Origin of the sequence: Cohnella sp. GCM10012308 (genome assembly GCF_042649185.1) — a bacterium.
In the GTDB taxonomy this organism is placed as follows: Bacteria; Bacillota; Bacilli; order Paenibacillales; family Paenibacillaceae; genus Cohnella.
Genome location: NZ_JBHRYU010000001.1, coordinates 403,272 through 428,132, shown reverse-complemented (window position 1 = coordinate 428,132; position 24,861 = coordinate 403,272). Strand labels below are relative to the sequence as shown.

Genomic DNA, 24,861 nt, shown 5'->3' with positions numbered 1-24,861 from the left:
TACGGATTGAATCATGTATGATACTTTTAAAATCATACATGATTTATTATTTTTATAAAACCGACAGCAACCGGAGAGAGGCAGGATAGGCTCATGCTGCTAAACGAGAAGGTATGTCTCATTACGGGAGGCGCTTCGGGTATCGGCGAGGTGGCAGCCCGGCGATTCGCGTCCGAAGGCGCGATCGTCGCGGTGGTCGATATCGACGCCGACAACGGCCGGCGCGTCGCGGATGCGATCGCGGCCGAAGGCGGGCGAGCCTTCGCCGTGCGCGCAGACGTCTCGTCGGAAGCGGATGTCGCGCGTGCCGTGGAGGAGATCTTGCAAACTTACGGCAGGATCGACGTACTGCTCAACAATGCGGCGACGATATTGCCCAAGCCGCTTGAAGAGGTAAGCGAGGAGGAGTGGACGCGCGTCATCTCCATCAATTTGAAGAGCGTGTACCTGACGATCAAGCATGCGATCCCCGCGCTGCGCCGCTCGAAGGGCAACATCGTGAATATGGCCTCGCTGAACGGTCTCGTCGGCCAGAAGCAGAACGCCGTCTACGCGTCTACCAAAGGAGCGGTCATCGCGATGACGAAGTCGCTGGCTCTCGATTACGCGCCGGACGGTGTCCGCGTGAATTGCCTGTGTCCCGCCGGCGTCATGACGCCGCTGCTGGAGCAATGGCGGCTTCGGCAGCCGGATCCCAACGCGACGTCCCGGCTGCTAAACGACATGCATCCGCTCGGGCGGCCGGCCTCCTCCGAGGAGATCGCGGACGCCGCCCTGTTCCTCGCCTCGGAAGGCGCCAGATTCATCACCGGCGTCGCGCTGCCCGTCGACGGCGGCGCCTCGCTCGGCTATTGATACGGGCTGCAAGGAGCGGGAGCACGAGTCCCAATGCCGCACTTTTAAACTAGGAGGATATTCATGAAAATTACAAAAGCCGAAAGCTTCATTTTGCACGTGCCGATCACTCCGCCCATCACCGACGCCATTAACGTCGCGACGCACTGGGGCGTCACCGGCGTCCGCATCGAGACGGACGAAGGTATCGTCGGTTACGGCTATACCGGAACGACCGCCAAGGGCGACGAAATGATCGCAGACACGATCGACCGCTATTATGCGCCCGCGCTCATCGGCAGAGACCCTTTTATGGTCAGACGTATTTGGGACGATCTCCGCTTCGGGCCGATGCACTGGATCGGACGCGCGGGCATTACGCATATGGCGCTTGCGGCCGTTGACGTCGCGCTGTGGGACATTATGTCCAAAGTGGCCGGCAAACCGCTCTGGCAATACCTCGGCGGGCACAAGCCTGACAAGATCAAAGCCTACAATACGAACGGCGGCTGGCTCAACTGGAGCAAGGAGCGGTTGATCGCGGACATGACGGCGATGCTGGAGCAGGGCTTCACGGCCGTGAAAATGAAGGTGGGCAAGCCGGACCCGCGCGAGGACTTCGACAGGGTGCAGGCGGTCCGCAAAGCGATCGGCGACGAAGCGGGGCTCATGATCGACGTCAACCAGCAGTGGAACATCACGACGGCGATGACCTGGGGCAAAAAGCTGGAGCAGTTCGACCTGATCTGGCTGGAGGAGCCGCTAAATCCGGACGATATCCCGGGTCACCGCAAGCTGGCAGACGAATTAAACGTACCGATCGCGCTCGGCGAGCATGTGTACAACAAATACGCGTTCCGCGATTACATCGCGCAGGGCGCCGTCGAATACGTCCAGGTGGACGTGACGCGGGTAGCCGGGGTGACCGAATGGCTGCAAGTCGCGGGCCTGGCCGCCGCATACGACCTGCCGGTCTGCCCGCACGTCGGGGATATGGGACAGATTCACCAGCATCTCGTGGCGGCGACGCCCAACGCGGTCATGCTCGAATACATCCCGTGGATCCGGCATATTTTCGAGGAGCCGATCGAGGTGGCGAACGGATTTTACAAGCTGCCCGAGCTGCCCGGCGCGTCCACGACGATTTTGCCCCGCTATTTTGAGGAGTATCGCGTTAAATAAGCGATTGCGGAGCGCAAGCTTGCGCGTTGCCGCATCGGGAGGAGCGACTTGAGCGCATGAGAGCGACGCATCCGGAAGCGCAGTGGTTCGACGAAGCGAGATTCGGCCTTTTTATCCACTGGGGGCCGTATTCGCTGAGGGAGATCGAAGCGTCGTGGCCGCTGCTCGACAAGAGCGACCAGGCGATCGGCGTCGAAGCCTACGAGGCGCTGGCCGATGAATTCAATCCGGAAAACTACGATCCCAAAGCTTGGGCGCGCGCGGCCAAGGATGCCGGCGCCAAATACGTCGTCCTGACCGCCAAGCACCATGACGGGTTTTGCCTGTTCGACACAAAAACGACGGATTACAACGCCGTGCGGCGGGGGCCGAAGCGCGACCTGATCGCGCCGTACGTCGAAGCGATGAGAGAAGCGGGGCTTAAGGTCGGTCTCTACTTCACGACGATCGACTGGCACGACCCCGACTTCGCGACGATTCCGATCGCGCCCTGGCTGGCGTCGCCGAAGCCGAACGTATACGATCCGCTGCGCTGGTGGTCGTTTCACCAGCGCTTCGCAGAGCAGCTCCGGGAGCTGCTGACGGGCTACGGGCGCATCGATTTGATCTGGTTCGACGTGCCGGGGTTCGGCGCGGACCGCTGGCGCAGCCACGAGGTGAAGCGGATGATGCTGAACCTGCAGCCGCATCTCGTCATTAACGACAGGCTGCCCGATGCCGGCGATTACGAGACGCCCGAGCAGTTCGTGCCGCTGCACCCCCCGGAGGCGTGGTGGGAGACGTGCATGACGATGAACCATCAATGGGCCTATCATTCCGATCCCGACACGTACAAGCCGTCCGTGGCGCTGCTCGACACGCTGCTCGAGGTCTCGACCAAAGGAGGCAATCTGCTCCTGAACGTCGGCCCGCGGCCGGACGGCGCCTGGCCGGAGCCCGCGCTCGCGCGGCTTGAAGCGATCGGCGCGTGGCTTCGGCATTCCGGAGAGGGCATTTACGGCACGCAAAGGACGCCGGAGCATTTTCCTCCGGCGTTTTACGGTCCGACGACCGTCAAAGAGAATACGGTCTATTTGCATGTCAGGGATATCCCCAGGTTCCCGCTCGAGCTGCGCGAGATGGGCGGCCGGGTCCGGGGCGTCAGACTGGTCAGAACAGGCGAAGCTCTGAATTACCGGACGGAAGTCATCAACGGGTTCTCGGGCGGCGTCGACGGGCATCACAGCGTCCGGCGGCTCTCGATCGACCTGCCGCAAGCGCTGCTGGACGATTGGAACACGGTCGTGGCAGTCGAATTCGAGGACCGTCCGGTCTGGCCGTCCAAGCGCCGCTGATTCGCGATCCGGCCCTCGCGTGGAGGGGCTTACGCCTTTTTGACGACGCTGGCGAGATTGTGCACGAGCGACTCGTCGGGCGTGATGAACAGCGTCTTCTGCCCCTCGTAAATGACAAAGCCGGGCTTCGCGCCGCTCGGCTTGCGAACGAAGCGGATTTTCGTATAATCGACCGGCACGAGGCTCGACTCCTTGCCCTTGCTGTAGTATGCGGCCAGCATGGCCGCTTCCTTGAGCGTCTGCTCGCCGTATTCTACGGCTCGGATGAGCACGTGCGAGCCTGGCATGTCTTTGGTGTGAAGCCATGTATCGCTCGGCTGGCCCAGACGGTTGGTCACGTAATCGTTTTGCGTATTGTTTTTGCCTACATAGATCGGCACGCCCTCGCTGGACGTATAGCAGAGGATGGCGGGCCGGTCGTTTTTTTTCTTGCCGCGGTCGCCTTTGCGGCTGCCGCGCGCGCGAATGTAGCCTTGTTCCGTCAGCTCCGCGCGGATCTCCTCGATATCCGCCGGCGAGGCCGTATCGAGCCCCTGCAGCACCGATTCGAGATAGGCGATCTCGCGCTCCGTTTCTTCGATCTGCTCGGTCACGACGTCTCGGCTGTTTTTCATTTTCGTATACTTGCGGAAATAGCGTTGGGCGTTCTCGTTCGGCGTCAGCAGCGGGTCCAGCTGAACCCGGACCGTCGGCTGGTCTTCCTCGTAATAATCGGTCACCTCGACCTGCTTATCCCCTTTGCTCATCGCGTACAAATGCGCGGTCAGCAGCTCGCCGAGCCGGCGGTACTTGTCCGCGCCTTCGGCTTCCTGGAGCGTCTGGCGAAGCTTCTCCAGTTTTTTGACGTTTTTGGCCGTCTCGTTTTGCAGCAAGCGGGTCAGATCGACAGTCCGCTGGCGGACGAGATCGCGCTCTGCCTTGTCGATATAATAGGACTCAATGCAAGCGTGCATGGAATCGCAGCCGCGCGCCTCGCCCTGCACATGCGACAGCGGCAGCGCGTGGAACTGGGTCTTGCCGGAAGGCTCTTCCGCGATGGCGGGCGCGTAGCGATGGGCGGCGGCATCGGCCATCAATGCGGTGAAGGCGGCCGGCACGTCGGCTTCGCGGCCGCCGGCGCGGTATGCGATCTCCTTGGCGAGCAGCGGGCTGAGTCCCGTGAAGGCTTCGACCAAGGCGGCTGCGGGCGTGGAGCCGGCCGCTTGAGCCAGCGCCGCCGAGACGTCGGCCGCGGTCGCTTCCAGCGGGTTTTGCTTGTCCTGGGCCGGGGGAGACACGTAACGGACGCCCGGCAGCACGACCCGGTAGCTGCTGATGGCGGGCGTCACGTGACGGATACTGTCATGGACGACGCCGGTCGCCGGGTCGAGCAGCACCAGATTGCTGTGGCGGCCCATGATCTCGAGGACGAGCCGCTTGAGCGACAGGTCTCCGAGCTCGTCCCGGTGCCGGACGTCGATCTCGACGATCCGCTCGGCGCCGAGCTGGCGCACCGCTTCGATAATGCCGCCTTCGCAGTGCTTGCGCAGCAGCATGCAGAACATCGGCGGCTCCTGGGGGTTGGCCCAGGGCTGCTCCGTATAATGAAGCCTCGGCATCGAAGGATGCGCGGACAGCAGCAGCTTGCGGCCGAAGCCCTGGCCGCGGATATGCAGGACGACCTCGTTTTCGGTCGGTTGATAGATTTTGGCGATGCGGGCGCCGACGATCTCTTTCAGCTCGTGGACGAGCGCGCGTACGACGATGCCGTCGAGTGACATAAAGGCATGACTCCTGACCGGTGCGTTTTTCGGAAATTCCGTTACTTTATGATGCCACAGATGGTCCCAAAGGGAAAGGAGACGGACAAGGGGATATTTCCGGGCTTGGCCGAATAGACATAGGCTAATAGGCTGTCCGGCTTCGTCCGGAGGGCGATATCCGGGAGGAGGAACCCGTCGTGGAAGGGAAGGCCTGGCATCAGCTAAGCGAAGACGAGCTAGCCGTATTGCTCCAGACGAACACGAAGGAAGGGCTGGCGCCTAGCGCCGCGCAGGAGAGGCTGGCGGGACACGGGAAAAACGAGCTGGCGGAGAAACGCAGGGAGTCTCCGATCAAGCTGCTGCTCAATCAATTCAAGGATTTTATGGTGCTCGTACTGGCCGGGGCGACGGTCGTATCGGGACTGCTCGGCGAGATGCTGGACGCGCTCACGATCATCGCCATCATCGTCTTGAACGGCGTGCTCGGCTTCTATCAGGAATTCAGGGCGGAGCGTTCGCTGAGAGCGCTCAAGGAACTGTCCGCGCCGAGCGCGAAGGTCATCCGCGGCGGCAGCCTCCAGGTCGTTCCCGCCAGCGATCTGGTACCGGGCGATCTCGTCCTGCTCGAGAGCGGCGACCGCGTGCCGGCGGACCTGCGTCTCGTGCAGAGCAGCCAATGCACGATCGAGGAGGCCGCGCTCACCGGGGAGTCCGTCCCGGCGGCCAAGCAGTCCATGCCGCTCTATGCGGGGGAGCTGCCGCTCGGCGACCGCAAAAACTGCGCTTATCTCGGCACGATGGTGACGCGCGGTACCGCACGGGGCGTCGTCGTGCGCACCGGCATGAGCACCGAGATGGGCAAGATCGCCGACCTCATCCAGCAGACGGAAGAGGCCGAGACCCCGCTGCAGCACCGGCTGGAGCAGCTTGGCAAAATTTTGATCGTCGTCGCCCTGGCGCTCACCGTGCTTGTCGTCGTCGCGGGCGTGCTGCACGGCCAGCCGCTGTACGGCATGTTCCTGGCCGGCGTCAGCCTCGCCGTCGCCGCCATTCCCGAGGGCTTGCCCGCGATCGTCACGATCGCGCTCGCGCTCGGCGTGCAGCGCATGATCCGGCGCAAGGCGATCGTTCGCAAGCTGCCTTCGGTCGAGACGCTCGGCTGCGCGTCCGTCATCTGCTCCGACAAGACGGGTACGCTCACGCAGAACAAGATGACCGTCACCAAGGTTTGGACCGGCGGCAGGGACATCGACGTCACCGGCGAAGGCTACGGGCCTTCGGGCCAACTGCTCGAGCGCGGGAACGCGATCGACGTCAAGGGAGACGCCTCGCTTAGAAGGCTGATTCAGGTCGCCGCGCTTTGCAACAACGCGGAGCTGGCCAAGGCCGACCGCGGCGGAGATGCCCGGGGCCGCAAGGCGGAGCGCAGCGAGGAGGAAGCGCCCGAGGACGCCGACTGGATGGTAAAGGGGGACCCGACGGAAGGCGCGCTGCTGGCGCTCGCTGCCAAGTCGGGGCTGCCGCGGGCTTCGCTCGAGGCGCTGTATCCGCGCGTGAAGGAATTCCCGTTCGACGCGGAGCGCAAGCGGATGTCGGTGCTCGTGTCGCACCAGGGCGGCAGGCTGATCTGCACGAAGGGCGCGCCGGACATGCTGATCGACCGCTGCGCCTACGTGCTGTGGGACGGCAAGGTCGTGCCGTTTACGGGGACGCTCCGGCAGAAGGTGCTGCGCGCGAACGAGGCGATGGGCGGCGAGGCGCTGCGCGTGCTCGGTTTCGCCTATCGGGAGGCGAAGGGCGGAGAGAATTGCGATTCCGAGGATCAGGCGGAGGAAGGGCTTGTCTTTGCGGGCCTCGGCGGCATGATGGACCCGCCGCGCCGCGAGGTGCCGGGCGCGATCGCGAAGTGCAAGGCCGCGGGCATCAAGACGGTGATGATTACCGGCGACCACCAGATGACGGCGGAAGCGATCGCGCGCACGCTCGGCATTTTGCCTAGGGACGGCAAGGCGGTCAGCGGCGCGGAGCTGGCCGGCATGACCGACGACCAGCTCGACAAGATTTCGGACGACGTCTACGTCTATGCCCGCGTATCGCCGGAGCACAAGCTGCGCATCGTGCAGTCGCTTCAGCGGCGCGGCCACGTCGTCGCCATGACGGGGGACGGCGTGAACGACGCGCCAGCCGTCAAAGCGGCGGACATCGGCATCGCGATGGGCATAGCCGGAACGGACGTGACCAAGGAGGCATCGGCGCTCGTACTGGCCGACGACAACTTCTCGTCGATCGTCGCGGCGGTCGAAGAGGGCAGAGGCATCTATGAAAATATCCGCAAGTTCATCCGCTATTTGCTGGCTTCGAACGTCGGCGAAATTCTCGTCATGTTTTTCGCGATGATGGCGGCGCTGCCGCTGCCGCTCATCCCGATCCAGATATTATGGGTAAACCTGGTCACCGACGGGCTGCCCGCGATGGCGCTCGGCGTCGATCAGGCCGAGAGCGACCTGATGCGGCACAAGCCCCGCTCGGCCAAGGAGAACATTTTCGCGCGGCGTCTCGGCTGGAAGATCGTCAGCCGCGGCGTGCTGATCGGCGCCTGCACGCTGGCTGCGTTCATTCTCGCCCTCGGCGGACGCGACGCGGATGCCGCGACGCTCGTCCACGCGCAGAGCGTCGCGTTCGCTACGCTTGTCATGGCGCAGCTGATCCACGTGTTCGACTGCCGGAGCTCGCGCTCGATTTTCCACCGCCGCTTTTTCGAGAACAAATTCCTCGTGCTGGCGGTGCTGTCCTCGCTGCTGCTCCTGCTCGCCGTCCTGTATTTCGAGCCGCTGCAGCCGATCTTCAAGACCGTGCCGCTTAACCTTCGCGACTGGGCGCTCGTCTTCGTGGCCGCCGGCATTCCGACCTTCGCGATGGGCATCGGCAGCGTATGGGGGTCTTCGCGCCGCCGCCGCTCAGGCGGACGCATCTCGTACGGCGGCCGCGGCGCAGGTCCGGTCAAGACGATCGCCCGCTGATCGCGTTCGCTGCCGGACAGCCGATTAAACCGATTCGTTTTGCTGCCGCTTCTTCCTAACGATAGACCAGCCTGCAGCCTGTCCCGAACGCGTTCTTCTTGCGCGAGGGGCGGGCTTTTCTCATTTTGTCCATCCGGCGCTGTCGAATTGTCCATTGTTCGCCGACCTTGCATGCGGTAGACTGATTCCGACTCATATGAGAATGATTATCATTCATAGTGAAGGGGATCTGTCGGAAATGAAAACAAAGAAATGGACTGTCGCGCTGCTTGGGATTGGATTGATGCTGGGGTCGGCTCTGACCGCTTGCGGAAATAACGGGGGGAATGCCGAGGCGGGCGCCACTGGCGCGTCTTCTGCCGCAGCCTCGCCATCTGCGTCCGCATCGTCTTCCGCCGCTTCATCTACCACCGATGCATCGACTGCCGCCGCATCGCCTGCTGCGGCAGCCGCCACTCGAACGTATACGGACGCAGTAGGCCGGCAGGTCGAGATTCCGGTCAAGCCCGCGAAGCTGGTCGCGCACTACTTTGCTTCCGAGATGGTCGCGCTCGGCCAGCCGATGATCGGGACCAACCATGTGAATGCCAAGCAATCGCTCTCCGAGGAGCAGCTGAGCGGGATCGAGGACGTTGGGGGCGCGGATCTTGTGCCGAACGCCGAAAAGCTCATCGCGCTGGCGCCCGATCTGATCGTCGTGCCGGACTTCGTCGAGAAGGGCGATCTGGATCAGCTGTCCAAGATCGCGCCGACGGTCGCCATCGCGTACGGTACGGACGAGTTTACGCGCCTGCGGACCCTCGGCGATTTGGTGGGGCGCGCCGATGCGGCCGACGCCTGGATTGCCGCATACGAGGACAAGGCCGCACAGACCCGGGATAAGCTGAAGAGCGCGATCTCCGAGGGGGAGACCGCGACGGCGTTCGTATTATACGGCGACAAAAAGCTGTACGTATACGGTCCGGCGCGGGTAGGCGTTACGTTATACGATTCGCTTGGCTTCGTCATGCCGAAGTCCGTGGGGGATGCCTTCGCGGGCGGTACGGAGCTGTGGAAGGAAATCTCGATCGAAAAGCTGCCGGACTACGCCGGCGACCGCATCCTGCTCGTCCAGTCCGCGGGCAGCGAGGATACGCTGCAGGCGCTCAAGGACAGCCCGATCTGGAGCACGCTTCCGGCGGTCAAGTCGGGCCATGCGTACGTCGTTCCCGTCCGTTGGGGCTTGAACGACCCGCTCACGCTGGAATGGCAGCTGGACGAGGCTGCGAAGCTGCTCGCGCCATAAGCCGGACCCTCTCGAAACTGCGGACAAAAGGCATCGCGCCTGCTATAATTGATTGATAATAATTATCAATTAAAATGGAGTGCGCGCGATGTCGTTCATGATTCGGGGTGTCCGCCAAGGCGGCCCGGCGCCCGCAGCCGTGCTGGCGCATATCGGCGAAGCGGCGGTTGAAGGCGAGGTTGTCGCGCCGGCATCGCCGGATCTAAGGCTGCTGGCCATCGTCCGCGGTAACGGGCGTTATCTCGCGGAGAACGAAGCCGGCGCGCTGTCTCCGGGCGATTGCCTGATCGCCGCGCCCGGTGCGGAATTTGCGCTGACCGGCGCCGAAGGGAACGGCTTGCGGGGATACGAGCTGCGCTTCGCGCTCGTGTCCCCCGGGGACAACGGACCTTGGCCGGGATCGCGAAACGTAGCCAAAGCGAGCGGCGGAGGGTCCTGGGGAGAGCTTGGACGCGCGTTGACCGATTGGCGGTCGGCCGACCCGCTCCGCCGGATGCAGGCCGGCATCGATGGCCAGCAGATGCTGCTGAACGCGCTGCGCGCCGCCGGACGGCTCGCCGAAGACGACGGCGCGCAGCTGCGGCTGGCCGTGACCGCGCTGGAGCGGTCCTTCGTGGATCCGGTCGACCTGGACGCGCTGGCCGAGCGAGCGGGGCTTAGCCGCTGGCAGTTCGGCGCCAGGTTCAAGGCGCTGACCGGCCGCAGTCCGTCCGCGTATCTCGCGGATCTCCGTATCAGTCATGCCAAGCGGCTCATGCTCGAGACGCGGCTGCGCGTCCGGGACATCGCGCAGCGCTCCGGCTATAGGGACGAATATTACTTCAGCCGGGCATTCAAGCGCGCGACGGGCGTCGCGCCCAGCGACTACCGCCTGCGCATGTCGGACAGTCCCCGCGTGTACGCCATTCAATACACGGGCGAACTGCTGGCGCTCGGCATCAAGCCCGTCGCCTCGAGTCCCGAGGTGCTGCCGCTGTTCGGAGACGCCGCGCAAGGCGTGGACGCCGTGGAGAGTCCGCCGGACCCGCAGCGCCTCACTTCGCTTAGGCCCGACCTGATCGTTTTCCCCAGCTATCTGACGTCCTCGCAGTCGGCGGCGCTCGGAAGCGTCGCCCCGGCCTTCGAATTTGCCTGGGACGAAGATGTATACACGCGGCTGCGCCGAATGGGAGATTTGCTCGGCAGAAGAGAGGCGGCGGAACGCTGGATCTCAGGTTACGAGACGAAGGCAAGGGAGACGCGCAGCCGCTTGGGAGACGCCGCCCCGGGGAGCCGCACGGCGACGGCATTCGTTTTTCACCACGGAGGCCTGTTCGTTTATCTGGACCGGCACTTCGGCCACACGCTCTACCGGGGGCTCGGCTATGAAGCGCCGGAGCCCGTCCGCGCGCTCATCTCGGGGACGAAGGCCGCGAACTGGGTGCGCATCGCGCTGGAGGACCTGCCCCGCTACGCCGGCGACCTGGTCTGTCTTGCTTTGCCTGACGCCGGAGGGCTGTCCGAGGAGGCATCGGGACGCTATATATTGCGCACGCCGCATTGGAACGGTCTCAAGGCGGTGGCCGAGGGCCGGGCATACGTGATGAACGATTCCTGGGGCAACTACAACCCGATCACGCTGGAGGGCCATCTGAGCGAGATGGAACGTCTGCTTGGACGCGGCGGCATGTAGAGGCTTCTGGAGGCTTACGGCAGGCATGCTTACGGCCGCATTTCGATGCGGAAAAGTACAAACTAAATTGCGAATCCTGTATGCGCAGCGGAGTTCCGGTGCGGTATGATAGGGACACGGAAGGACAGGTCCGACCCCGAACTTCATATCAGGAGGGCTAACCCCTATGCAATTTACGAAAATGCACGGCCTCGGCAACGACTTCATCGTGGTGCACGGCGAACCGTCGCTGCCCGCCGACGCGGCCGAGCGTGCCGTCGAGCTCTGCAACCGGTACTTCGGCATCGGCGCCGACGGTCTCGTCTATATTCTGCCGTCGGAGCGCGCGGACTTCAAAATGCGCATCATCAATTCGGACGGCTCGGAAGCCGAGCAGTGCGGCAACGCCATCCGCTGCGTCGCCAAGTACGTGTACGACAACCGTCTGATCGACCGCGAAGCGATCACGATCGAGACGCTGGGCGCCGGCGTGCAGCCCGTGCAGCTCGAGGTCGAGGACGGCAGCGTCCGCCGCGTCCGCGTCGACATGGGCGAGCCGATCCTGAACGGGCTCGACGTGCCGACGACGATCGAGGCCAATCCCGTCATCGGACAATCGGTCGAGATCGACGGACGCGAGTTCAAGTTCACCGCCGTCTCGATGGGCAATCCGCATGCCGTCATCTACGTGGACGACGCGGTCGGCTTCGATCTGGCGACCTGGGGACCGAAGCTCGAGACGCATCCGCTGTTCCCGCGCAAGATCAACGTCGAATTCGCGAAGGTCAACTCGGCCGAGCAAGTCGACATGCGCGTCTGGGAGCGCGGCGCGGGTCCGACGCTCGCCTGCGGCACCGGCGCCTGCGCGACGCTCGTCTCGTCCGTGTTGAACGGATTGACCGGCCGCTCCGCGACCGTCTCGCTCGCCGGCGGCGACCTGTTTATCGAGTGGATCGAGGATAACAACCGCGTCTACATGACCGGTCCGGCCGAAGCGGTGTACACCGGTACGGTCTGACGAAGACGCGGCGGCCCATCGGCCGCCGTCATCCGCTTTTCGGGAACCCGGACTTGTCCGGGTTCTTCTCTGTTTTTAAAGGGATTTACGGGTGCCGTGTCGCTCCCGCCATTTCCGCGCGGGAAGAAGTGTGCTACATTAATAGAACGATTCTGCGTACAATCATTTATGACATAGATAGGATGGGAAGCCTCTTGAAACCGGATTTTCGCACAGCGCTGAGCCAGCGGCCGCTCGTCGGCGACGGGGCGATGGGAACCTACCTCTACCAGCTGGGATTCCCGATCGGCGTCGCGTTCGAAGAATACAACCTGATCAAGCCCGAGATGATCCTGGAGGTTCACCGCCGTTATGCGGCCGCCGGCGCGGAAGTCCTCGAGACCAATACGTTCGCCGCGCAGCATGGCAACCTGGTGCGGTTCGGCCTTGAAAAGCGTACCGCCGAAATCAATGCGGCCGGCGTCGCGCTCGCGCGGCAGGCAGGCGGCGGCGACGCCTACGTGCTTGGCGCTGTAGGCGCGATCCGGGCCGGCCAGCGCAAAAACGCGCGGACGGCGGAGATTGCCCGCGACTACGAGGAACAGATCGGCGCGCTGGTCGGGGCCGGCGCGGACGGCATTTTGCTCGAGACGTTTTTCGAGCTCGACGAGCTGATGCTGGCGCTGCGCATCGCGCGCAAGCTGGGCGATCTGCCGGTCGTCTGCCAGTTCGCCGTAGACGATCCCGCGGTGACGCGCGACGGGGTGCCGATGGGCGAGGCGCTTCGCCGGCTTAAGGACGAGGGAGCCGACGTCGTCGGCTTCAACTGCCGCAGCGGCCCGAACGGCATTTTGCGCGCCGTTCAGAATATTCCGCTCGATCTCGGGCTGCCGCTCAGCGCCTTCCCGAACGCCGGCCTGCCGGATTACGAGGACGGCCGGGTCGTCTATTCCGCTTCGCCGGCCTACTTCGGCGAGAACGCCAGGGCGTTCGCGGACAACGGCGTCCGTCTGTTCGGCGGCTGCTGCGGGACGACGCCGGCGCATATCGCGGAGATCGCCGCTGCCTTGCGCGGCTATGCGCCGTCGTTGGCGGAGTCGCTGCGGCCAGCTACGGCCGCCGAGGTCGTCGCTGCGCCTTCCCGGCAGCACGCCGAATCGGCGGACGGCGGCAAGGGCGAGCCGGCGAACATCGCTCAGCTCGCCCGCCGGCGCCACACCGTCATCGTCGAGCTCGATCCGCCCAAGGATCTCGACATCGGCCGCTTCATGGACGGCGCCGCCGCGCTCCGCGACGCGGGCGCCGACGCGCTGACGATGGCGGACAATTCGCTCGCGGTCACGCGCATGAGCAACATGGCGCTCGGCGCGCTTGTCCAGGAGCGCGTCGGCATCCGGCCGCTCGTGCACATCGCCTGCCGCGACCGCAACCTGATCGGCACGCAATCGCATATGATGGGCTTCGACGCGCTCGGCATCGACCATGTGCTCGCCGTCACGGGAGACCCTGCGAAGTTCGGCGACCTGCCGGGCTCGAGCTCGGTGTACGATCTGACATCGTTCGAGATCATCAAGATGATCAAGCAGCTGAACGAAGGCGTCGCCTTCTCCGGCCGCGCGCTCAAGCAGAAGGCGAAGTTCGTCATCGGCGCGGCGTTCAACCCGAACGTCAAGCATCTCGACAAGGCGGTGCAGCGGCTCGAAAAGAAGGTGGCCGCCGGCGCGGACTACATCATGACGCAGCCGGTGTACGACGCCGGGCTGATCGAGCGGATCGCCGAGGCGACCAAGCATCTGGACGTGCCGATCTTCCTCGGCATTTTCCCGCTGGCGAACGGGCGCAACGCCGAATATTTGCACAACGAGGTGCCCGGCATCCAGTTGTCCGACGCCGTCCGCGAGCGGATGCGCGGTCTCGAAGGGGCAGAAGGAAAGGCTGAAGGGATCGCGGTCGCCAAGGAGCTGCTGGACGCGGCGATGAAGCATTTTAACGGCATCTATCTCATGACGCCGTTCCTTCATTATGAGATGACGGTCGAGCTGACGCGTTACGTCAAGGAGAAAAGCGGCGTTCATGCCGACAATTGCGGCTGCGCCTCTTGTCCGACCAACGATTATCAAGTAAAATGAATCAATATGGCCTGCCGCGAACCGGCGTTCTCCTCACGCCGTACGCGGACGGTGCCAAGCGTATTCCATCGATTGCGGTATGCGGAAGCGCGCGAGTGGCAACAATGGTGCCTATCCGGCATCATCCGGCCGCTGCCAGCAAGACATGGACCGGAGGGAATAGTGGCATGGCGATTAAGCTCATCAACATCGGATTCGGCAACATCGTATCGGCGAATCGGATCATCTCCATCGTGAGTCCCGAGTCCGCGCCGATCAAGCGGATCATTCAAGAAGCGCGCGATCGGCATATGCTGATCGACGCGACGTACGGACGCCGCACGCGCGCCGTCATTATTACGGACAGCGATCACGTGATACTGTCCGCGGTCCAGCCGGAGACGGTGGCGCATCGCCTGTCCACCAAAGACGACGAACATGACGAATGAATCGGGGAAGTCCATGAACAGAGGTTTGCTGATCGTGTTGTCCGGCCCGTCGGGCGTCGGCAAGGGTACGGTGTGCGCGGCGCTGCGCCGCAAGCTGCCCGACCTGACCTATTCCGTCTCGGCGACGACGCGGGCGCCGCGGGCCGGCGAGATCGACGGCGTCAATTATTTTTTCAGGACGCGCGAGCAATTCAAGGATATGATCGAACGCGACGCCCTGCTCGAGCATGCCGAGTACGTAGGCAACTACTACGGCACGCCGCGCGATTTCGTCGAGAAGACGCTATCCGAGGGCAAGGACATCATTTTGGAGATCGAGGTCCAAGGCGCCGTCAAGGTTCGGGAGAAGTTTCCCGAGGGCGTCCTCGTATTCCTGCTTCCGCCGTCCCTTCAGCAGCTGAAGGACCGGCTCACGGGTCGCGGCACGGAGACGCAGGCGACTATCGATCATCGTCTGTCCGTCGCCGTCGAAGAGATGAATTTGCTGGAGCATTACCATTACGCAGTGGTCAATGACGAGATCGACGCGGCTTGCCGCCGGATCGAGAGCATTATGGTCGCCGAGCATTGCAAGCGCGAGCGCTTCCTGCACGAGCTGTTCGTCGAGCTTGAGGGCCTGCGCGAAAAGCAGAATATACCGGAGAGGTGATTAGATGCTATACCCATCGATTGACGAGCTCGTCCGCAAGGTTGACAGCAAGTACACATTGGTCGTGGCGGCTTCCAAGCGCGCGCGGTCGCTGCGCGAGGGACAGACCAGCAAGCTGCACGCGCCCAAGTCTCACAAGTTCGTAGGCGTTGCGCTCGAAGAGATTTTCAAGGACTACATCACGGTCGAAGCGATCACGGAAGAAGAACTGGCCGAAGAAGAAGATCAAGCATAAACGCTGCAAACAACCCTTCGAGGTTGTTTTTTTTTCAGAATCGTGAGGGAGGGGCGCTCTAGATGAACCATTCGCTCTCGGGCAAAACCATCATACTTGGCATCACGGGCGGAATCGCGGCATACAAGGCGGCCACGCTGTGCAGCCGTCTCGTCTCGCTTGGCGCAAGCGTTCGCGTCATCATGACCGAAGGGGCGACGAAGTTTATCGCGCCGCTGACGCTACAGACGTTGTCGCGGCATCCGGTGGCGACGGACGTATTCGACGAGCGGGATGCGGCGGTCGTGCAGCATATCGACTGGGCGGACGCGGCCGACCTGGTCGTGGTCGCTCCGGCAACCGCCAATAGCATCGCGAAGCTTGCGCACGGAATCGCCGACGACATGCTGAGCACGACGCTGCTCGCGACGACGGCGCCGGTGCTGATCGCGCCCGCCATGAACGTGCATATGCTGGCACATCCGGCCGTGCAGGAAAATCTCGACACGCTCGCGAGGCGCGGGGTGCGCTTCGTCGAATCAGGCACCGGCCAGCTCGCTTGCGGCTACGTCGGCAAGGGCAGGCTAGCCGAGCCCGACGAGATCGTGCAGGTCGTCGTCGAGCTGCTCGCAGGTCCTAAGCCGCTTGCCGGCAAACGCGTGCTTATTACGGCCGGCGGTACGATCGAGCGTCTCGATCCGGTCCGCTACATCACGAACGACTCGTCCGGCAAAATGGGCTTTGCGCTCGCCGAGGAGGCGCGCGCGCTTGGCGCGGACGTGACCGTCGTCTGGGCGCGGACGGAGCTTGAGCCGCCGCCTGGCGCCGAGGTCGTGCGGGTCGAGTCGGCGCAGGAGATGTACGACGCCGTCCTGGCGCGGCTTCCCGCCATGGATGTCGTCATCAAGGCGGCGGCGGTCGCGGACTACCGGCCGGTGCAGCGCGAGAAGGTCAAGATGAAAAAGGGGCCGGACAAGCTGACGCTCGAGCTCGTCCGCAACCCGGACATTTTGCAGGCGATCGGCGACTGGAAGCATGAAGGCGGCGGCGCAGGCAAGGACAAGCCTTATATTATCGGGTTTGCCGCGGAGACGAGCGACGTCGAACGCTACGCGCTGGACAAGCTTCGCCGCAAGCGCTGCGACTTGATTGCCGCGAACGACGTTACCCGCGATGGCGCGGGCTTCGGGACAGATACGAACATTTTGAATCTGTACGGCGCCGAAGGCCTCGTCGAATCGCTGCCGCTCCAGTCCAAGCGGGAGGCCGCGGGCCGCATCTGGCGGGTCGCGCTTGCGCGCGCGCCCGGTCTGCGCGCCGGCGAAGGCGAAGGAGGGGGCCCGCGGGCATGAACGTCGCCAGGATCAGCGTAGACTTGCCGACCCGCGACGCGGACCGGCCGTTCGACTACGCGATACCCGCGCATCTGGATGGCTGGGTCGAGATCGGCAGCCGGGTTGCGGTACCCTTTGGCGGCCGGACGCTCCAGGGGATCGTGCTCGAGCTGCCGGAGGATTCGGAGGTCGACCGCCGGCGGCTGAAGCCGATCGCGGACGTGCTCGACGCCGTCCCGCCCTTGTCGCCCGAGCTCGTGGAGCTGGGGATCTGGATGAGCGAGCGCTGGCTGTGCCCGCTCACCGTCGCGCTCCAGGCGATGCTGCCAGCCGCGCTGAAGGGAAAGGCAGAGAAGTATATCTCGGCGGCGCCGAACGCGGAGTGGACGCCCCTGGACCGTTTCGAGCAGCCCGAGCTGCTCGAGGCGCTGGAGCGGCAAGGCACGCTCAAGCTGTCGCAGCTGCTCCAGCAGCATCCTGAACGCGTAGCGGCCGTCAAACGTTGGCTGACGGAGGGCAAGCTGGAGGAACGGCAGCAGGTGGAGGACCGCCTGTCGGTCAAGACCGTGCTGACGGTCGTGCCGCCGTCGGAGGCCGAGCTGCGAAGCGCATTGCTCGAGCTGCCGAGCCGGGCGGCCAAGCAGCGCGACGTGCTCGCGTATTTGCTCGCGAACCGCGAGCCGATCGCCCAGCAGGCGCTGGCCGAAGCGGCCGGCACGACGACGGCGGTCATCCGCAGCCTGGCCGACAAAGGGCTGATCGAGCTCGCGCCGGTGACCGTGCAGCGTGATCCGTACGCCGGACGCAATTTTGAGCCGTCTGTTCCCCTCGCGCTTACGCCCGCTCAGCAGCAGGCGTTCGCGCCGATCGCCGATGCCGTCGACCGCGAGGCGCACCGCGTATTTCTGCTGCACGGGGTGACCGGCAGCGGCAAGACCGAACTGTACCTGCAATCGATCGAAAAGGCGCTGCGGCAGGGACGCGAAGCGATCGTGCTCGTGCCGGAGATCGCGCTTACGCCGCAAATGGTGGAGCGCTTCAAGAGCAGGTTCGGCGCGCGGGTCGCCGTGCTGCACAGCCGGCTGTCGAGCGGCGAGCGGTACGACGAATGGCGCAAGATCCGCGAGGGAAGAGCCACCGTGGCTGTCGGCGCGCGTTCCGCCATTTTTGCGCCTTTTTCCCGGCTCGGGCTCATCATCATCGACGAGGAGCACGAGACGACCTACAAGCAGGAAGAGAGTCCGAAGTATCACGCGCGCGATGTCGCGGTCCGGCGCGGGCAGCGGCACGGCGCGGCCGTCGTGCTCGGCTCGGCGACGCCGTCGCTCGAGACGTACGGCGCGGCGATCGAGATCGCGCCGGGCATCGGCGGACGCGGGGAAGAGGTCGTGCCCGTCTACGTGCCGCTGCCTCAGCGGGTCGCGGACCGTCCGCTGCCGCGCGTTACCATTATCGACATGCGCGAGGAGCTGCGGCTCGGCAACCGCGCGATGTTCAGCCGCGCGCTTGCGGATGCGCTGCGCGAGCGGCTCGCGCGCGGCGAGCAGACGGTGCTGCTGCTCAACCGGCGCGGCTATGCGACGTTCGTCATGTGCCGCTCCTGCGGGTACACGGCTTCGTGTCCGCACTGCGACATCGCGCTGACCTACCACCGGGGCTCGCGCAATTTGCGCTGCCACTATTGCGGCTATTCTGAGCGGGAGCCGGAAGCTTGTCCTTCGTGCGCCAGCCCGCATATCCGTTTTTTCGGAACGGGTACGCAAAAGGTGGAAGAGGCGCTGGCCGCGACGTTTCCCGGCATCCGCGTCATTCGAATGGACGTCGATACGACGACGGAGAAGGGCTCGCACGAGCGCTGGCTGACGGAATTCCGCGAGCGCCGGGCGGACGTGCTTCTCGGCACGCAAATGGTCGCTAAGGGGCTCGATTTTCCTTACGTAACGCTGGTCGGCGTGCTTGCCGCAGATGCCGCGCTCCGGCTGCCGGATTTTCGGGCGGCGGAGCGGACGTTCCAGCTGCTCACGCAGGTGGCGGGCCGCGCCGGCAGGCACGAGCTCCCCGGAGAGGTCATCGTTCAGACGTATGAGCCCGAGCACGCGTCGATCGCGTCCGTCGAGCGGCACGACTACCGCGGGTTCTCGCATCAGGAGCTCCGGCATCGCCGCGCGCTCGGCTACCCGCCCTACGGGCGGCTGCTCACGCTTACACTGACGCACGAGCAGGTGCCGCTGCTGCTGTCCATGGGGCAGACGTTCACGGCCAAGATGCGCGAGCGGGCGGCTGCGGCCGGCGCGAAGGCGGACGGCAGGCCGGGCCCTGGCGGGATTGCCGTCGAGGTGCTCGGCCCCGTGCCGTCGCCGATCGCGCGGCTCAAGGATCGCTACCGTTTTCAATGTATGATAAAATATCAGGGAAATCCCGACGTGCCCGGCTGGACGGCCGAGGTGCTCAAGGAACTTCAGGAAGGCGCAAAGCGCCATGGCGTGCAGCTCGGCGTGGACGTCGATCCGCAGATGATGCTTTAAGCACGCATGTTTATCGGCATTTTATATTAGATATAGACTGAAAGGTGGGGATGGCGTGGCGATTCGATTGATCGTGAAGCATCCTGATGACGTGCTGCGCGAGAGAGCGCAGGAAGTAACGAAGTTCAACGCCAATCTGCACAAGCTGCTCGACGATATGGCGGACACGATGTACGATGCCGACGGCGTCGGTCTGGCGGCGCCCCAGGTGGGCGTCTCCAAGCGCGTGATCGTGGTCGACGCGGACGAGGAGCACGGCCTGATCGAGCTGGTTAATCCGGAGGTCGTTTCCTCCGAGGGCGAGCAATTCGGACCGGAAGGCTGCCTCAGCATCCCGGGGCTCCAAGGCGACGTGCGCCGCCCGCTGAAGGTAAAGGTGAAGGGGCAGGACCGCAACGGCAGCCCGGTGGAATTCGAGGGCACGGAGCTGCTCGCAAGAGCGTTTCTGCACGAAATCGACCACTTGAACGGCGTTCTCTTCATCGACCTCGCCGAATCGATCTACGAGCGCCGCGCGCCTGAGCCGGCAGAAGAGGGCGAGGCGTAAGGCATGACCCGAATCGTATTCATGGGAACGCCGGACTTCGCCGTACCTTCCCTGCGCCTGTTGCTAGAGCGCGAGGACGTCCAGGTGGTCGCGGTCGTCTCCCAGCCGGACCGGCCCAAGGGGCGCAAGCGCGAGCTGACGCCGCCGCCGGTCAAGGCGTTTGCGCTTGAGCGCGGCCTGCCGGTGCTGCAGCCGGAGCGGATGCGCGCGCCGGAAGCGGTCGAGGCGGTGCGCGAGCTGGCGCCGGATCTGATCGTGACGGCGGCCTACGGGCAGATTCTGCCCAAGTCGCTGCTCGACATTCCGCGTCTCGGCTGCGTGAACGTGCACGGCTCGCTGCTGCCGCGCTACCGCGGCGGGGCGCCGATCCAGCGCTCGGTCATCGACGGGGAAAAGTCGACGGGCGTCACGCTGATGTTCATGGCCGAAGGCCTCGACACGGGCGATATGATCGCCCGCGTCGAGCTGCCGATCACCGATGCCGACACGTCGGGCACGATGTTCGACAAGCTCAGCGTGGCCGGGGCCGAGCTGCTCGGCGAGTGGCTGCCGCGGCTGATCGCGGGCGACGCGCCCCGCGAGCCGCAGGACGACGCGCTGTCGACCTATGCGCCGAACCTGACGCGGGACGACGAGCGGCTCGACTTCGGCGCCGCGTCGCGGCAGCTGTTCGACCGCGTGCGGGGCTTGTCTCCAATGGCGGGCGCGTTCACGCTGCTCGGCGGCGAGGTGTTCAAGGTGTGGGGCATCGCCGTGCCCGAGGATGCGGACGCGAAGCTTGCGGCGGACTGGAAGGCGGCCGTGCCCGGCACGGTGCTTGACAGCGGCGCCTTCGGCATCCGCGTGCGCTCCGGCGACGGCAGCGTCGTGCTGACGGAGGTGCAGCCGGCGGGCAAGAAGCGGCTGTCGGCCGCGGACTATGCGAGAGGGGCCAGGCTGGCCCCGGGAACGACGCTCGGTTAACCGGGCGTCGTTTTTTTTATGGTCGGACACGAGATAAGCTATTTTCTAAATAACGTTCCGCTTACGATAGTTTCGGACTGGAGCGACGTTATTGAGTCGGGAAGAGGATAAAAAGGCCGGAAATCCCGCAAATAGCGGCCCCTGTGTCCGCGAACGGGCCTCGCATAGCGGCATGAACAAGAATAACGGACGCTCGGTCCGATCCTTCGTCTCTGTAGATGTTTAGTTAGCTGTTCGCGGCGTATGTTTTTAGGAGTAGCGGTGGATAAGAGATACATTACTTCACGAAATAGTGGCTCATACGCGCGACGGTATCGGACTGGGGAGGCTTCGCGGGGAGCGGATGCGAGGACAGATGTGCGGAAAAACCGCGTAGCTCCGTATGAAACTTTGGCTGCGAGGGCAGTTGTGCGGAAAAACCGCGTAACTTCGGATGAAACTTTGGCTGCGAGCGTAATTGTGCGGGGATACCGTATAACTCTGTAACGATAAGCGCAAAAGGGAGCTAACAGAGCGAAGCCGGCCTGTTGCAACCGCTTCCCTCGCTATCCGAGGTTTTCTTCTTGGAAGATGCGAATTTTCCGCTCCGCCTCTTAAATGCAATATTATGGTCATTCATATGAACCTTTGCGCACTTTGTGCTATATTTGAATGCATGAAATGAGAGCGATGCGAGCGGGCATGCTAGAAACAGGCAGCACCGCGCGTCCGTCGGCTCGTTTGAGCTCCCGCGGGGAGCAGATCAAAGAGGTGTGAAAATGAGTCAACCCATAAATCCGAATCAACCCCCAAAGACGACGTCTTCAAGCCGGGCAAAGGCCCAACCTGCAGGCTCGGGCGGCAAGCCGTCGGGCGAAAGGGGAGAGAGAGGGGGAGCGTCCTATCGCGGCGGCAATGGCCGTTCGCAAGGCGTGGCCGCTCAGGGGAGAGCCGGTCAAAATTCCGGGCAAGCTTCCTCCGGCGAGAAACGCGGCGGGCGGCCCGGGCAAGGTTCGGGCCAATCATTTGCCCGGAACCGTGACGGGCGGCCTGCTCAAAGTGCCGGTCAAGCGTCCGCGCCGCGGTCCCATCAGCGTCCCGCGCCGGCGCAACAGCCGACCTTCGCGCAGCAACCGGCATCGGTAAAACGGTCCGGGTCCGCGCAACGGCCGACCTCCGCGCAACAGCCGGCATCTGGGCAACGGCCTAACTCTGCGCAGCAGCCGGCATCGGTAAAACGATCCGGGCCCGCGCAACGGCCGACCTCCGCGCAACAGCCGGCATCTGGGCAGCGGCCTAACTCTGCGCAGCAGCCGGCATCTGCGCAACGTTCCTCGCCGCCGTCAAGGTCCGGATCAGCGCAACGGTCCGGCCAACGCCCCGGCCAGCAGCCTGGTCGGCGCCCGGCCGCTACAGCCAAACCATCGAACCCGCCGGCGGCCCGCAAGCCGCAGACGGCGCGCGAGGTCGCGCTGCGCGTGCTGCTGCGCGTCGAAGAGCAGGGCGCCTTCAGCGGCTTGGAGCTGAACCGCGTGCTGACCGATGCCGGCCTGTCCCGGCCGGATGCGGCGCTCGCGACCGAGCTTGTCTACGGCACGATACAACGCCGGCTGACGATCGATCATGTGCTGGCGGCCCGCGTCAAGGGCTGGCCGAACAAGGTCGAGCCGTGGGTCCGATGCCTGCTGCGACTCAGCTACTACCAGCTGCGCTGGCTCGACCGCGTGCCGGCGCATGCCGTCACCGATGAAGCCGTGCGCATCGCGAAGAAACGCGGCCACGGCGGCATCGCCGGCCTCGTGAACGGCACGCTGCGCGCCCTGCTGCGCGAAGGCGTGGCGCCGCCCCTGCCGGCGGATCTGCCAGCGGCCGAGCGGCTCTCGCTCGCCCACAGCTATCCGCTGTGGCTGGCCGAGCGTTGGATCGCCGCCTACGGCGAAGCCGGCGCCGAGGCGCTCATGGCGGCGGGCAACGAGCCGCCGCACATGTCCGTGCGCGCGAACCGGCTGCGCGGCACGCGCGACGCGCTGCTCGCGGAGCTCGCGGGCGCGGGCATCTACGCCGAGCCGTCGAAGCTGTCGCCCGACGGCATCGTGGCGGCGCGCGCCGGCAGCCTCGCGCAGACGCCGTGGTATGCATCCGGCCGCCTGTCGGTGCAGGACGAGAGCTCGATGCTCGTGGCCGCCGTCTGCGATCCGCAGCCCGGCATGAACGTGCTCGACTGCTGCGCCGCGCCCGGCGGCAAGGCCGCTCACTTGGCCGAGCGGATGGGCGGCCAAGGCAGGGTAACCGCCAACGACGTGCATCCGCACAAGGAAGCGCTCATTCGTGAACAGGCTGACCGGCTCGGTCTGCCGAACGTCGTCACGAACGTATCCGACGCGCTGTCGCTGCCCGAGCGTCTTGCGCCGGGTTCGATGGACGTCGTGCTTCTCGACGCGCCGTGCTCCGGGCTTGGCGTCATTAGGCGCAAGCCGGAGATTAAATGGAACAAGACCGAAGAAGACGTCGCAAGCCTCGCGGCGCTGCAGCGCCGGCTGCTCGAATCGGCTTCGCGCATGGTGAAGCCGGGCGGCCGGCTCGTCTACAGCACCTGCACGATTGCGCCGGAGGAAAACGAAGAAGCGGTGCGCGATTTCCTGAAATCCCGCCCGGACTTCAAGCTCGATCCGGCCTGGCCCGAAGAGACGCTCGCGCCGCTTCGCGACGCGGGCGTCGCAGGCGGCGATTTCTCGGGCATGGCGCAGCTGCTGCCCCAGCACTTCGGAAGCGACGGTTTCTTTATCGCCCGGCTCGTCAGAACGGATTGACGGACGGCGCTTCCTATACGATGAAGGAGCGGCGCGGGAGCTTCGAGCCGTGGTTTCGTTCAAGCACCGCGCCTTCATCAAGCGCGATCGGCCGCCTTCTACTGCGAAGGCGGCGTTTATGGTAAAATAGAGCGAATGGTGGTGACTATCCTTGATTGGATTAAAAAATAAAGATTACGTTCCCGCTGACGGGAAGCCTTTTATTTACGACTATACGCTGGATCAGCTTCAGGACTGGGTGAAGTCCTCGGGAGAGCCCGCTTTCCGCGCCGGCCAGATTTACGATTGGCTGTACGTGAAGCGGGTAAGCACGTTCGAGGAGATGACGAACCTGCCGAAGGCGCTGCGCGAGAAGCTCGCGGCCGCCTTCAACTTCGTCACCCTGACCGAGATTACGAAGCTTCAATCGAAAGACGGGACGGTCAAATTTTTGTTCGGCCTGGCCGACAACCACGCGATCGAAACGGTTATCATGCGGCATAACTACGGCAACAGCGTCTGCGTGACGACGCAGGTCGGCTGCCGGATCGGCTGCACGTTTTGCGCATCGACGCTGGGCGGCCTCAAGCGCAACCTGACGGCCGGCGAGATCATCGCGCAGGTCGTCAAGGCGCAGCAGCTGCTGGATCCCGAGAACGAGCGCGTGTCGAGCATCGTGATTATGGGCTCGGGCGAGCCGTTCGAGAATTACGAGCCGACGATGACGTTCCTGCGGACGATGACCCATCCTAAGGGGCTCAACATCGGGCAGCGCCATATTACCGTATCGACGAGCGGCATCGTCCCGAACATTTTAAAGTTCGCGGACGAGAATACGCAGATCAATCTGGCGATCTCGATCCATGCGCCGAACGACGAGCTGCGCTCGAAGCTCATGCCGGTCAACAGGCGGTACCCGTTCGAGGAAGTAATGAACGCCTGCAAATATTATATCGAGAAAACGGGACGCCGCATCACGTTCGAGTACGCGCTTATCGGCAGCGTCAACGACCGTCCCGAGCATGCGGAACAGCTGGCCGAGGTGCTGCAGGGCATGCTGTGCCACGTGAACCTGATTCCCGTCAACTACGTTCCCGAGCGTGATTACGTCCGCACGCCGCGCGACGATATCTTCGAGTTTCACCGCATCCTCGAGCGCAAGAATATCAACGCGACCATCCGCAGGGAGCAGGGGCACGATATCGCGGCGGCATGCGGCCAGCTGCGGGCGAAGCACATGGAGAAGCAGGCGAGGTGAC

At 64.2% G+C, this 24,861-nt stretch carries 18 protein-coding genes and 1 pseudogene; 18 read left to right on the top strand and 1 reads right to left on the bottom strand.

Translation table 11 applies throughout. From position 1 onward, the window contains the following. The first annotated feature begins 93 nt into the window (after positions 1-93). The 3 genes from ACFOTD_RS02040 to ACFOTD_RS02030 all read left to right on the top strand — a co-directional run bounded on the left by ACFOTD_RS02040 (position 94) and on the right by ACFOTD_RS02030 (position 3,350). A complete protein-coding gene (locus tag ACFOTD_RS02040) occupies positions 94-855 on the top strand; it encodes an SDR family NAD(P)-dependent oxidoreductase (protein WP_378115229.1) in 762 nt (253 codons plus the stop codon). Between the two features lie 63 nt (positions 856-918). Beyond that, positions 919-2,016 carry a mandelate racemase/muconate lactonizing enzyme family protein gene (locus ACFOTD_RS02035; protein ID WP_378115227.1) on the top strand — a complete coding sequence of 366 codons (1,098 nt, stop codon included), beginning with the start codon at positions 919-921 and terminating at the stop codon, positions 2,014-2,016. A gap of 56 nt (positions 2,017-2,072) precedes the next feature. Then, positions 2,073-3,350 (top strand): alpha-L-fucosidase, encoded by a 1,278-nt coding sequence (locus ACFOTD_RS02030; RefSeq protein WP_378115225.1) that lies wholly within the window; start codon positions 2,073-2,075, stop codon positions 3,348-3,350. A gap of 29 nt (positions 3,351-3,379) precedes the next feature. Here the strand turns inward: ACFOTD_RS02030 and ACFOTD_RS02025 are convergent, their stop codons facing one another. Further along, positions 3,380-5,110, bottom strand: a complete 1,731-nt coding sequence (locus ACFOTD_RS02025; protein ID WP_378115223.1) for an Rqc2 family fibronectin-binding protein — start codon at positions 5,108-5,110, stop codon at positions 3,380-3,382. Between the two features lie 179 nt (positions 5,111-5,289). On the opposite strand from ACFOTD_RS02025, the gene ACFOTD_RS02020 reads away from it, so the two are divergent. The 15 genes and pseudogenes from ACFOTD_RS02020 to rlmN all read left to right on the top strand — a co-directional run bounded on the left by ACFOTD_RS02020 (position 5,290) and on the right by rlmN (position 24,860). Next, complete coding sequence (locus ACFOTD_RS02020) at positions 5,290-8,112, top strand: calcium-translocating P-type ATPase, SERCA-type (RefSeq protein WP_378115221.1); 2,823 nt, start codon at positions 5,290-5,292, stop codon at positions 8,110-8,112. Between the two features lie 238 nt (positions 8,113-8,350). Further along, entirely contained in the window at positions 8,351-9,397 is a 1,047-nt protein-coding gene (locus ACFOTD_RS02015) for an ABC transporter substrate-binding protein (RefSeq protein WP_378115220.1), read from the top strand. Positions 9,398-9,485: 88 nt separating this feature from the next. Then, the gene (locus ACFOTD_RS02010; RefSeq protein ID WP_378115218.1) at positions 9,486-11,069 is read left to right on the top strand and encodes a helix-turn-helix domain-containing protein; all 1,584 of its coding nucleotides are present in this window, start codon (positions 9,486-9,488) and stop codon (positions 11,067-11,069) included. 166 nt (positions 11,070-11,235) lie between these two features. Continuing rightward, positions 11,236-12,066, top strand: coding sequence for a diaminopimelate epimerase (gene dapF, locus ACFOTD_RS02005; RefSeq protein WP_378115216.1), 831 nt, complete (start codon positions 11,236-11,238; stop codon positions 12,064-12,066). Positions 12,067-12,260: 194 nt separating this feature from the next. Beyond that, the gene (locus ACFOTD_RS02000) at positions 12,261-14,174 is read left to right on the top strand and encodes a bifunctional homocysteine S-methyltransferase/methylenetetrahydrofolate reductase (protein WP_378115214.1); all 1,914 of its coding nucleotides are present in this window, start codon (positions 12,261-12,263) and stop codon (positions 14,172-14,174) included. A gap of 167 nt (positions 14,175-14,341) precedes the next feature. Then, positions 14,342-14,602, top strand: a complete 261-nt coding sequence (remA, locus tag ACFOTD_RS01995; protein WP_027084220.1) for an extracellular matrix/biofilm regulator RemA — start codon at positions 14,342-14,344, stop codon at positions 14,600-14,602. Between the two features lie 13 nt (positions 14,603-14,615). Further along, complete coding sequence (gene gmk / locus ACFOTD_RS01990; protein WP_378115212.1) at positions 14,616-15,251, top strand: guanylate kinase; 636 nt, start codon at positions 14,616-14,618, stop codon at positions 15,249-15,251. 4 nt (positions 15,252-15,255) lie between these two features. Further along, positions 15,256-15,486, top strand: a complete 231-nt coding sequence (gene rpoZ, locus ACFOTD_RS01985) for a DNA-directed RNA polymerase subunit omega (RefSeq protein ID WP_378115210.1) — start codon at positions 15,256-15,258, stop codon at positions 15,484-15,486. 62 nt (positions 15,487-15,548) lie between these two features. After that, a complete protein-coding gene (gene coaBC, locus ACFOTD_RS01980) occupies positions 15,549-16,817 on the top strand; it encodes a bifunctional phosphopantothenoylcysteine decarboxylase/phosphopantothenate--cysteine ligase CoaBC (protein WP_378115208.1) in 1,269 nt (422 codons plus the stop codon). Next, complete coding sequence (gene priA, locus ACFOTD_RS01975; RefSeq protein WP_378115206.1) at positions 16,814-19,324, top strand: primosomal protein N'; 2,511 nt, start codon at positions 16,814-16,816, stop codon at positions 19,322-19,324. The genes coaBC and priA overlap by 4 nt, the downstream gene beginning before the upstream one ends. Before the next feature lie 55 nt (positions 19,325-19,379). After that, a complete protein-coding gene (gene def / locus ACFOTD_RS01970; protein WP_378115204.1) occupies positions 19,380-19,871 on the top strand; it encodes a peptide deformylase in 492 nt (163 codons plus the stop codon). Positions 19,872-19,874: 3 nt separating this feature from the next. Next, a complete protein-coding gene (fmt, locus tag ACFOTD_RS01965; RefSeq protein WP_378115202.1) occupies positions 19,875-20,834 on the top strand; it encodes a methionyl-tRNA formyltransferase in 960 nt (319 codons plus the stop codon). 894 nt (positions 20,835-21,728) lie between these two features. Then, on the top strand, positions 21,729-21,959 hold the full coding sequence (locus tag ACFOTD_RS01960) for a hypothetical protein (protein WP_378115704.1): 231 nt from the start codon (positions 21,729-21,731) through the stop codon (positions 21,957-21,959). 299 nt (positions 21,960-22,258) lie between these two features. Further along, positions 22,259-23,623 (top strand): annotated as a pseudogene (rsmB, locus tag ACFOTD_RS01955) (16S rRNA (cytosine(967)-C(5))-methyltransferase RsmB); the annotation flags it as partial. Between the two features lie 151 nt (positions 23,624-23,774). After that, positions 23,775-24,860, top strand: a complete 1,086-nt coding sequence (gene rlmN, locus ACFOTD_RS01950) for a dual-specificity RNA methyltransferase RlmN (RefSeq protein ID WP_378115200.1) — start codon at positions 23,775-23,777, stop codon at positions 24,858-24,860. Position 24,861 lies beyond the last annotated feature (1 nt).